Source organism: Streptomyces durbertensis (assembly GCF_014156695.1).
GTDB classification, from domain to species: Bacteria; Actinomycetota; Actinomycetes; order Streptomycetales; family Streptomycetaceae; genus Streptomyces; species Streptomyces durbertensis.
Window position 1 is genome coordinate 1 of sequence record NZ_WMLF01000144.1, and the last position, 11,766, is coordinate 11,766.

An 11,766-nucleotide genomic window follows, 5' to 3' on the forward strand; every position below is an offset into this window, starting at 1 on the left:
AACCCAAACCGGTGACCCTTCTCACCTGCGACTTTCCCCCAGACTCGGACATCTCCACCCCACCCGATCCCACTCCGTCCGCCTCAACCCCACTCAGCCGGACCCGGTGAGGCAATTGCCACCCCAACCGAGAGAAGCAACCTGAGGCCGACGGGAGCGACGCTGCAGCCAGCGGCGGCCTTCCGGTTCCCGCACCTCACGAGCGAGCACACCGGCGCGCCAAACGCTCCAACGCAGATCCGCCCTCAACTACAGAGGGTCACCCCAGGCTCGAACGGCGATCTCTCGGCTTCGCTAGTCTCTCACCGAAAGGCCGTCATGCCTGGCCAGCCGGCGGAAGAAGCGGGAGGTTGAGCGATGGCTTCGAGGCGGACCGATGCGCCCGCGACGTTCGTGGTTTCCCTTCTCCGCACCCGGAAGGGCCCAAGCCTCGCCAGTTGTGCACCGCATGAACAGGAGTGCTCGTCCCGCCGCCAAACACAACCGAACGAAAACGCCACGCACCACGGATAAAGTGCCAGGTCAGCAAGCCTCGGCCCCGCACCCGCGGGGATCGTCCACGGTCAGTGGTGGGCATGATCGGCGGGTCTCCCTCGGCCCCGCACCCGCGGGGATCGTCCCTGGTACAGCAGGTACCCGCAGTCTGCCAGGCCCTCGGCCCCGCACCCGCGGGGATCGTCCCCTCGTTTGTCGTGAGGTGTGGCGGATCGGCGCCTCGGCCCCGCACCCGCGGGGATCGTCCTCCCAGGCGTCCCGTGCCGTGCGGAAGCACGGCCTCGGCCCCGCACCCGCGGGGATCGTCCGCAGCACGTCGCCGGACCGCCCTGCCTGCCCGGCTCGGCCCCGCACCCGCGGGGATCGTCCCTCGAGCTGGTCGCGGACCACGTCCTCCCACTGCTCGGCCCCGCACCCGCGGGGATCGTCCGTGACTGAGGCTCATGACACCCCCTTCCCGTCGCTCGGCCCCGCACCCGCGGGGATCGTCCGGGCCGTGCCATAGCCCGCCAGCGACGGCCCCACTCGGCCCCGCACCCGCGGGGATCGTCCGGGACACCCGCATGAGCACGCAGCCCGTACACCCTCGGCCCCGCACCCGCGGGGATCGTCCGGGCTTGGCGGCGTGGCGCAGGTAGGAGTGGGCCTCGGCCCCGCACCCGCGGGGATCGTCCCTGGACCAGCTCATCGCCGACATCGGGCTGCGCCTCGGCCCCGCACCCGCGGGGATCGTCCCTCCTCGACCGTAGGCCGCTCATGATGGAGTGTCTCGGCCCCGCACCCGCGGGGATCGTCCCAGCCGTGTTTGGTACGTGGCCGGTCGGGCCCTGCTCGGCCCCGCACCCGCGGGGATCGTCCGGCCGTCCGCCGCCGGATCGTCGAGGCCGGGATCTCGGCCCCGCACCCGCGGGGATCGTCCGGTGGTTGTTGTGTCCGATATTCCCGACCCTGACTCGGCCCCGCACCCGCGGGGATCGTCCGACGGTGCCGTCCCGCCGCACCACGGTGACCCGCTCGGCCCCGCACCCGCGGGGATCGTCCCTGCGGGGACACCGCGAGCCACCGGTCGTCCATCTCGGCCCCGCACCCGCGGGGATCGTCCCGGCAGCAGCGTGCCGTCCCGGTCGTCGGTGGTCTCGGCCCCGCACCCGCGGGGATCGTCCGTTGCAGCACCAGGCCCGGCAGACAGCCTGAAGCTCGGCCCCGCACCCGCGGGGATCGTCCTGGGAGGGTGACTCTGGGGCCGGATTACGGTCCCTCGGCCCCGCACCCGCGGGGATCGTCCGCCACGGCCGGACGGTGTCCGGGGCCACGACGGCTCGGCCCCGCACCCGCGGGGATCGTCCTCAAGGCCCGTTTCCGCGCGTCCGCGCACATGCCTCGGCCCCGCACCTGCGGGGATCGTCCGCCGCACGGCTGATCGCCGCCGCCTACTCCCCTCTCGGCCCCGCACCCGCGGGGATCGTCCGCGAGCGCGGCCACGGCCGCGCAGACGACAGCGCTCGGCCCCGCACCCGCGGGGATCGTCCGTTCTCGGCACGTCGCCGCGGACGCCTGCGCCACTCGGCCCCGCACCCGCGGGGATCGTCCGGTCTCCACGATCTCCAAGTCCTCCCAGGGCAGCTCGGCCCCGCACCCGCGGGGATCGTCCTCCATGTGGTACTCGGGCCGAAGGCCGGTCGTTCTCGGCCCCGCACCCGCGGGGATCGTCCGTGAGCGAAGCGGGTGAGGGTGCTGGTCCACCGCTCGGCCCCGCACCCGCGGGGATCATCCGGCGGCTCAGCTGCTGGAGACCGCCCGCTGTGACTCGGCCCCGCACCCGCGGGGATCGTCCACCCGGACCGCCGACCGCTCGTCGCCGACTTACCTCGGCCCCGCACCCGCGGGGATCGTCCGTGGCGGGATGTCGTCGCGGTGTGTGCCGGGGCCTCGGCCCCGCACCCGCAGGGATCGTCCGCCCATCATTGGGCCTTTCTCGGGCTTCGCACTCTCGGCCCCGCACCCGCGGGGATCGTCCGTGCACTGGCTCGGCACCGCCTACAGCTCGCGGCTCGGCCCCGCACCCGCGGGGATCGTCCCGGGCTGCACTACGCGGTGCTCGCCCTGCACCGCTCGGCCCCGCACCCGCGGGGATCGTCCCCCGGAGCAGGGGCGTCTGAGGGCCAAGAAGGTCTCGGCCCCGCACCCGCGGGGATCGTCCGCACTTTTCCACGCGGGTGGCGGTGACCTTGACCTCGGCCCCGCACCCGCGGGGATCGTCCTGACCGTGGCGACCTGGTCGAGCGCTGCCAGGCCTCGGCCCCGCACCCGCGGGGATCGTCCGTATTGCGGGTGTAGACGCCAAGGCAGTTGGTTCTCGGCCCCGCACCCGCGGGGATCGTCCCCTCTCCCTCGGCGACATCGCCGCACTGCGCGCCTCGGCCCCGCACCCGCGGGGATCGTCCGGCCGAGGACGAGATGACCGCTTTCCCCAAGGGCTCGGCCCCGCACCCGCGGGGATCGTCCCTGGCGGGCGTCGGTGGGCTCGGGGTGCTGGAGCTCGGCCCCGCACCCGCGGGGATCGTCCCAGCCGGTGAGCAACAGGACCGCACGGTAGTCCCTCGGCCCCGCACCCGCGGGGATCGTCCCACCATCAACGCGCACTACACCGACGCCGACGTCTCGGCCCCGCTCCCGCGGGGACGGCCGCGGGAGCGGGGCGCAGGGGCTCGGCCCCGCACCCGCGGGGATCATCCGTAGTCCTTGGTCGGCATCGCGGTGTCCAGGTTCTTGGCCCCGCACCCGCGGGGATAATCCCTTCGACACCGCCGACGAAACCCAGTACGTCAACTCGGCCCCGCACCCGCGCAGATCGTCCGTCCTGCTCATCGATGCGATCTCCTCGACCGTTCTCGGCCCCGCACCCGCGGGGATCGTCCCACGTACCGCTGGCCGTGGCAGGGGCAGGGCTCCTCGGCCCCGCACCCGCGGGGATCGTCCTGTGTAGGGGATGTAGCCGTCCGCCCGGTGGGCCTCGGCCCTGCACCCGCGGGGATCGTCCTCTGTTCAGCGCGGGAAACGGCTCACGCGCCTGCTCGGCCCCGCACCCGCGGGGATCGTCCGCGGCCCCCGGGTGGAGCCGAGGGCCGCTCTGTCTCGGCCCCGCACCCCTGCGGGGATCGTCCCCGGCACTTCTACGGGATCGAGTGCGAGAATCTCTCGGCCCCGAACCCGCGGGGATCGTCCGTTCCTGTGTCCGTACCGGGCCCCCAATCGTGACTCGGCCCAGCACCCGCGGGGATCGTCCCTTCACAGTTCGTCCGCTTGACCTCCGCGAGGGGCTCGGCCCCGCACCTGGGGGGATCGTCCGTTCAAGTCCACCCCAACACGCTCCGCGAACTCTCGGCCCCGCACACGCGGGGATCGTCCCATCCCGATCGGTGAGGTGGCGGCGGACCCGGTCTCGGCCCCGCAGCCGCGGGGCTCGTCCGCTTCACCGACCCTCGGGGCCCGATTGCACTTGCTCGGCCCCGCACCGCGGGGATCGTCCGGACGTCGACGGCCGCGAACGCCCGATGTGGGCCTCGGCCCCGCAACCGGGGGGATCGTCCAGACATGGCAGACCGTCATGGGCCACGACCGCGGCTCGGCCCCGCACCCGCAGGGATCGTCCGACCTCTCGGCGCGCCACTCCGTACCCACCGGACTCGGCCCCGCACCCGCGGGGATCGTCCGGACATCGCCCTGGTGTCCACGGGGGTCGGTGTCTCGGCCCCGCACCCGCGGGGATCGTCCCATCAGCGGGTCTCCTCGGCGGTCTGCTGCTGGCTCAGCTCCCGCACATGCGGGGATCGTCCGCTCGCGGTGGTGGGGGCCCGGGACGGGCATCCCTCGGCCCCGCGCCTGTGGGGATAGTCCTGGCGGCTACGACATCCAGGTGGCCACCGGCCGCTCGGCCCGACACCCGCACCCGCACCCGCACCCGCACCCGAGGGAATGGTCCGGTTCTTGCCGCTGGCGCGCCGCTTAAGTGCAGTGTTGCTGGTCAGCGGTGGTTTCGGGCTCGTTGTCAGTGTGGGCGCTTAGCCTTCTGGCGAATCTGAACGGCGTTGGCCTGGAGGGCAGATGGGGATTCCGCGTGAGTTGCGGGTGATCTGGGGCAAGTCGAAGGAGCGTGCCGGCGGGAGGCTGAACCTTCTCCTCGCGCACATGCTTGATACGAGCGCGGTGGCGGAGCTGCTCTGGGATCGCTTCCTCTCTCCGGCGACGCGTGACACGTTGGACCGGTTGGCGGGTGGTGCCGGTCGGGGTCGTCGGTTGTTCAGCTGGCTGTGCGGTGTGCATGACGTAGGAAAGGCGACGCCCGCTCATCAGCGCTTGTGGCCCGAAGGGGCTGCGCTGGTGCAGGCGGCGGGGCTGACATGGCGGGAGTCTTTGGTTGGTGCCGCTGCGAAGCGGTCCCGCTGGCGGCATGACAAGGCCGGTGGGTTGATTCTCAAGGAGGCGCTGGAAACGGCCGGTTGGAGGCCGGAGCGGGTTGATTGGGTTTGGCCGTTGATCGCCGGCCACCACGGCGTCTTCCCTTCTCTGGGTGGTCTGCGGGAACCACGCCAGGCGAGGGGCGAGATGCGGGGCAAGGGGGCGTGGCCGCAGACGCAACGCGCGGTGCTCGATGTCTTCACTCGCGAACTCGGGTTCTCTGACGTTCTGGACGTCGAGCCGGAGTCGTCGCCGACGCGCGCGTTTCAGCTGAACTTGAGTGGCCTGATTGTCATGGCCGACTGGATCGCCAGTGACGAGAGGCATTTCCCTGGTCAGGGCCAGGAGGCTGACCTGTCCCTGGCAGCCGCGCGTAAGCGCGCGGAGAACGCGTGGCAGGAGTTGGGCCTTCGTGGCGGCTGGGGTCGGCTTCCCGTTCCGGGGCCGGAGGCGTTCCAGGACCGTTTCGGCTATGCGCCGCGGGCCGCGCAGACCATGGTTGCGGAGGCAGCTCACGCATTGGCAAGCCCTGGGATCCTGGTGGTTGAGGCGCCGATGGGTGAGGGCAAGACGGAAGCGGCCCTGATGGCGGCCGAGATTCTGTCCGCTCGGTTCGGGGCGGACGGGGTTTTCGTCGGCATGCCCACCCAGGCTACGAGCGATCCGATGTTCTCCCGCGTCCGCAAGTGGCTGCGGGCCGTCGATCCCGTGCTTGCGACCCAGGTGGCGTTGCTGCACGGCAAGCGGTCCTTCAACTCGGAGTGGAAGGAGCTTCTGGAGGGCAGCGGAGCGGACCCGGACGGGCGGTTCGAGAGCGTGGATGACCTCGGGATCGACGACCATCTCTACGGCATCGAGACAGCAGGGTGTGGGCTTGTCGAACGGCAGGCGCCGGCAGAGTGGTTCTTGGGTGGAAAGCGTGGCCTGCTCTCGCCGTTTGTCGTCGGCACCGTCGACCAACTGCTGTACGCGGCCACGCGGACGCGGCATGTGATGCTCCGTGCGGCGGGGCTTGCCGGCAAGGTCGTGGTTCTCGACGAGGTGCACGCCTGCGACGTCTACATGAGCCAGTTTCTGCTGGAGGCGCTGCGGTGGTTGGGGCAGGCGCGGGTCCCGGTCGTGCTGTTGTCGGCGACGCTTCCGCCCAAGCAGAGGGAACAGCTGGTCTCGGCGTACCTGGCGGGTGCTGCCTCTCGTGAGGAGTACGTCGTGGAGGTGTCGGCCCCGACTGGGTACCCGTGCGTGACGGGCGCCTGCCTGGATAAGGACGGGGCACCGCGTTTCCATCTGGGTTCGGCGCCGTCGTGGCGCGAGGAGGACCTGCTTGTCACGGTGGACACCCTGGCTGAAGCACTGCCGCAGCGGAACGCCACGAGGGAGGAACGCACGAGGCTTCGCAGCGCGGCAGACTCGGCGGTGGTGGATCTGCTGGACCGCGAGCTGGCCGGAGGCGGAGCGGCTCTGGTCATCCGCAACACAGTCGATCGTGCACAGAGCCTCTACCTCGCGCTTCAGGAGCGGTTCTCTGCGAGTGAGACGCGTGTGTTGCATGCGCGGTTCACCACGGCGGATCGCGCCGAGTCCGCCGAGGAAGTCCTTGAGCTGTTGAGCCCCGGTGGTGGGCGCTCCGAGAGTGAGCGGCTGGTGGTGGTCGCCACGCAGGTCGCAGAGCAGTCATTCGACATCGATGCCGACCTGCTCATCACGGACCTCGCTCCGATCGATCTGCTTCTCCAGCGCCTCGGCCGAATTCACCGGCATCTGGCCACTCCACGTCCGCAGGGGCTGCGTCAGCCACGGGTGTACGTCACTGGCTTCTGTCCGCGGAGGGACGTCGAGCCGTCCTTCCTCTATGCGAGCGAGAAGATCTACGGTCGACACCTGCTGCTGCGCACAGCCGCCCTGCTTCCCTCTGGCGGCCACCAGTGGTCGGTGCCCGGCAACGTTCCTGACCTGGTCAAGCGCGTCTACGACCAGGATCCCGAGCTGCTGCCGCTCAGCTGGCGCGAGGCAGGCAGCGCCGCGGCCCGCGAGCAGGAGGAGAATGATCTGCGACGCTCTGACACCGCCCGCGAGTTCCTGCTGACCCGGCACGGCGAGCACGAGAAGCCGACGCTCGCCGGACTCCACTACGGTGGCGCCTCCTCCGGTGACAAGGAGGAACAGTTGCAGGCCGCCGTGCGCGATGGTGACGAGAGCATCGAGGTTGTACTGGTCATCCGGCACGGCGAAGGGCAGCCGTACCGCACCCTTCATGGCCGGACGTTGAGCGTCAACGGTGACGTCGCACCCGAACTACTCGACGACGTCCTCGGCTCCACTGTCCGGCTTCCCTCCAGCAAGGGGCTCTCCGAAGCCGCGCGAGATCTGACACCCCTCCCCGCCTGGTACGGACATCCCTGGCTCCGACGAGCACGCGCGCTCGTCCTGGACGAGGACCGCCGTGCACGTCTCGGAGACGCTCAGCTGTGCTACGACGAACGCCTCGGGCTGAAGGAAGAGGTGGCCTGACAGAAGCGGGGTCGGCAGCGCGCTGCCGACCCCGTCGCAGCGTCGCTACGACTGATCCCCGCGGTTGCGGGGCCGAGCTGCCGCTCCTACCCGACTAAGGGGCATCCCCGCCGCGGGTGCGTGGCAGAAGCCGCATCTCGCGGGGCCGTCACTGATCAGCAACTTCCGGCCAGTTTCCCTGAAGTCGAGCGGTCGCGCTAGGACGGGACTACGCTCGCTCTCAGTCGTCAACTACCTGACTACTTGCTCTACTTGACACTTGCGTGCACGCGGGCGGGTACGCCCTGCGTTGACCTACATCGGCACTGAGAGGTTGATGCATGTCTCCTTCGTTCCTGCTGGACCGAGAACCGTGGCTGTGCGCGATGCCGGTCGGCGGGGCAGCGCCGGCCACGTACGGGTTGCGTCGTGTGCTGTTGGAGGCGCACGAGCTGGGTGATCTTGTAGTGCCGCTCGCGACGGTGAGACCGGCATTGCTGCGGCAGTTGCTGCTGCCTGTCGTGGTGGATGCTCTGGGACGTCCCGCTGACGAACGGGAGTGGGCGCGCTGGTTCAGCAGGAAACGGTGGACTGACGAGCAGCGTGATCGCTTGGGGTCGTATCTCGATGAGCACACGTTCGATCTCTTCGATGCGGCGCAGCCCTTTGCTCAGGTCGCCGGCCTCAGGACGGCCAAGGACGAGACGAAGGGCGTCGGGCTGCTGGTCGCCACCGAGGCGACGGGGAACAACGTGCCGCTGTTCGGCGCCCGCACCGAGGCTGATCCACCAGTGCTGACGCCGAGCCAGGCGGCACACTGGCTGCTGCACGCGCACTGCTGGGACACCGCGGCGATCAAAACGGGGGCGGTCGGCGACCCGCGCGTAAAAGCGGGCAAGACGACAGGAAATCCCACCGGCCCCTTGGGGCAGATGGGCGTGACCGTGCCGGTCGGCAGCACGCTGTACGAGACGCTTCTGCTCAATATCCCGGTGGGTCCGCCGCTGCGCTCCGATGACCTCCCGTCGTGGCGTCGTCCCTCTTCGGCGACGCCCACGTGGCAGTCCGAGCGCGCTCCGGCGGGGCTGCTGGAGTTGTGGACCTGGCAGTCACGTCGCATCCGGCTGCTGCCCGAGGACCGAGCGGAGGGAGTACGCGTCACCCGTGTGGTTCTGGCGGCGGGCGATCGGCTGCCGCACGTCCCGGAGTTCGACCCGCACACCATGTGGCGGACGGCTGCGACGGGAAAGCCGAAACGCGGAGGGAAGACGAAGCCGCTACCGCCACGGCGGCCGTTGCGTTTGCAGCCTGGTAAGGCTGCCTGGCGTGGGCTTGATGCGCTTCTTGCCGTGGACCGGCAGGAAGTGGAGGCCACGGAGTCCAGGGAGGGGTTCGCGACGAGCCTGTTGCTGGACCAGGCAGGAGCGGTGCGCGCGGACCTCGGTGAGCAGTACCCGCTGCGGGTGGAGTTGATCGGCGTCGAGTACGGCAACCAGTCCGCGGTCATCGAGGACGTCATGTTCGACGCGCTGCCGCTGCCCCTGGCCGCACTGAGCAGCGACACCCCCGTACATGATGCGGTCCTGGAGATCGCCGGTCAGGCCGACCAGCTCGGGAACGCCCTGAACCGCCTGTCCGCCGATCTGCGCCGCGCCGTGGGTGCCGAGCCCATTCCCTGGAACAAGGGGCAACGCCCCAGCGAGGCGCTGCTACACGACCTGGATCCCCTCGTGCGACGGCTACTTGTGGGCCTGCGGACGGCCGACGAGGAGAAGGTGGAGGCCGGTCAGCTCGCCTGGGAGAAGGAAGCGATGCGGCGCGTGTGGCGGATCGCCGACCGCCTTCTCCGGGCCGTTCCGGCCACTGCCTACGCCGGGCGCACGGTCGAGGACAACACCGGGAAGGAGCGGACCTACCGCGCCTCCCTCGCCGAAGCGTCCTTTCGGGACACCTGCAAGAGCATCCTCTACCGCGCGGCCGAAGCCGGCTACGGCGACAGCGCGACCGATGGCATGGAAGGCAGCGATGACTGACACCCCGCCCCGCCCACAACGCGTCTGGAACAAGTACATCTCCACCGACGGCTCCTGGCGCAAGAAGGGCTCACCGGCCGAGCAGCGCCCACCGGGTGAGGACCTCGCCCTGCTTCGCCGGGGACTGGGACGCCCAGCCGGCACCGTCTTGCCCATGATCCGCTTCTACACCTGCCCCGTGGACGACTTCGCCGCCCGCCGGGGTGAGGTCTCCCCAGAGCAGGAAGCCGAGCACATCGCGCTCGCTCTCTTCGGCGTGCACCAGCAGAGCGCGGAGCGGCCCATGCACCGGGGCGGGGTCTCGTTCGGACGCGCCATGCGCCACCTGCGCGGACACCCCAAAACCAGCGCCGAAGCTGTGGACTCGCGCTTCCAGCAGGCGTTCACCAGCAGTTCCACCCACGCCCTTCAGCTGCGTCTGCGGGGGCTGATCACACAGCTGAAGGGCATCGACCAGCCACTGGACTACGACCAGCTGGTCAAGGACCTGCACAACTGGTCCCGCCCCCACACCCGCGCACACGTCCGCAGACGCTGGGGCCTGGACTACTACGGCTGGACCGGCCCTCGCCGCACCACCGCAGAGGGCACCCCGTTCAGCCGCGACTGAACCCCTCCCCCACACCCTGCGGGCACGCGCCACCGCGTACCCATCGTCGACACCACCAGTGGAGCCAGCCATGACCTCACCCCTGTACATCGACGTGCACATCGTGCAGACCGTCCCGCCGGCCAACATGAACCGTGACGATCAAGGAGCACCCAAGGAAGCCGTGTTCGGCGGAGTACGACGTTCCCGGGTCTCCTCGCAGGCGTGGAAGCACGCCACTCGTCGTGACTTCGACGGTCGTCTCCCGGAGCCGGAGCGGGCCAGCCGCACCAAGCGGATCATCGCCGAACTCGCCGATCGCATCGACAGCAGCAGCAACGTGGGTCACGAGCAGGCCGAGCGGATCGCGACCGTCCTGCTGGCTCAACTCGGCATCAGCAAGGGCAAGAAGGCCGGCGATACCGCATATCTGCTGTTCTACGGCCACGCCCAGCTCGACGAGGTTGCCGCACTGGTACACGGCCGAGAGGAAGAGCTCGCCTCCCTGGACGACGCCAAGATGGCGGAGGAGGTCAAGGAGCTTCCCGTAGCCGAGAAGTTCCAAAGTGGACATCCTGTCGCCGTCGCGCTGTTCGGCCGCATGGTCGCCGACATCCCGAAGCTGAACGTCGACGCCGCCGTACAGGTCGCCCACGCACTGTCGACACACGAGGTGCACCTGGAATTCGACTACTTCACCGCGGTCGACGACAAGAACCCCAAGGAGGAGACCGGGGCCGCGCACATCGACTCCGTCGGGTTCAACTCCGCCACCCTCTACCGCTACGCCACCGTGGGATTCCACCAGCTCGCCGCCAACCTCGGTGGTGACGCCGACGCGGCGCTGGACGCCGTGGAGCAGTTCGTCCTGAGCTTCACCCGTTCCGCCCCCACCGGATACCAGAACTCCTTCGCCCACCGGACCCTGCCGAGCGTCGTGGCCGTAGTCGTCCGCGGAGACCAGCCTGTCAACCTGGTCTCCGCCTTCGAAGACCCGGTGCCCAGCGAAGCCGGCATCCAGGCGGTCTCCGCACGCCGTCTGGCCGACGAGCACTCCACTGCCCTCGCCATGTGGGGCGACAAGCCGCTCTACACCGCCGTCAGCCACACCTACACCGACGACGCCTCCCGCGCCCGCACCCAAGAGGCCGCCCAGGCGCTCACCCGCGCCTTCGGCGAGTCCCAGCCCATGGCCGACCTCCTGGCCGGACTCCGTAAGCGCCTCGCCCAAACCACCTCCACGGAGGAGAAGTGAGCACAGCAGACCAGGACACGCAGGTACTGCTGATCCGGCTCGCCGGCCCACTCCAGGCCTGGGGCGAGCGCGGCGCCTTCAACTACCGGGAGACCCGCCCCGAGCCGACGAAGTCCGGCGTACTAGGACTGCTCGCCGCGGCTGAAGGACGCGACCGCGGCGCCGACATCCTCGACCTCGTCGAACTCGACTTCGGCGTGCGCATCGACCGCCCAGGCAGCCCGCTCCGCGACTACCACACGGTCAGCGACTACCGCGGCAACGCCCTCCCCTCAGCAGCCGTCAACGCCAAAGGCGTCCAACGACCGACCTCCCCCGCCAAGCACACCCACGTCACCCACCGCACCTACCTGCAAGACGCCGTCTTCCTCGCCGCCGTCCGGGGCCCGGCAGCGCTCCTCACCACCCTGCACCACGCCCTCTCCCACCCCGCCTACCCACTCGCC

The 11,766-nt window shown here is 70.2% G+C and carries 5 protein-coding genes and 1 CRISPR repeat array; all 5 genes read left to right on the forward strand.

Annotation, left to right across the window (positions count from 1 at the left end):
- Positions 1-531 precede the first annotated feature (531 nt).
- Positions 532-3,597: direct repeats of the CRISPR family, unit length 28 nt; unit sequence CTCGGCCCCGCACCCGCGGGGATCGTCC.
- A gap of 1,002 nt (positions 3,598-4,599) precedes the next feature.
- Positions 4,600-7,464, forward strand: coding sequence for a CRISPR-associated helicase Cas3' (gene cas3, locus GL263_RS12240; protein WP_182855690.1), 2,865 nt, complete (start codon positions 4,600-4,602; stop codon positions 7,462-7,464).
- Positions 7,465-7,784: 320 nt separating this feature from the next.
- A complete protein-coding gene (gene casA, locus GL263_RS12245; RefSeq protein ID WP_182855691.1) occupies positions 7,785-9,476 on the forward strand; it encodes a type I-E CRISPR-associated protein Cse1/CasA in 1,692 nt (563 codons plus the stop codon).
- The gene (casB, locus tag GL263_RS12250) at positions 9,469-10,086 is read left to right on the forward strand and encodes a type I-E CRISPR-associated protein Cse2/CasB (protein WP_182855692.1); all 618 of its coding nucleotides are present in this window, start codon (positions 9,469-9,471) and stop codon (positions 10,084-10,086) included. The genes casA and casB overlap by 8 nt, the downstream gene beginning before the upstream one ends.
- 70 nt (positions 10,087-10,156) lie before the next feature.
- Positions 10,157-11,320 carry a type I-E CRISPR-associated protein Cas7/Cse4/CasC gene (gene cas7e / locus GL263_RS12255; RefSeq protein WP_182855693.1) on the forward strand — a complete coding sequence of 388 codons (1,164 nt, stop codon included), beginning with the start codon at positions 10,157-10,159 and terminating at the stop codon, positions 11,318-11,320.
- A partial coding sequence (cas5e, locus tag GL263_RS12260) for a type I-E CRISPR-associated protein Cas5/CasD (RefSeq protein ID WP_182855694.1) occupies positions 11,317-11,766 on the forward strand: 450 nt, incomplete at its 3' end. The genes cas7e and cas5e, both read left to right, overlap by 4 nt.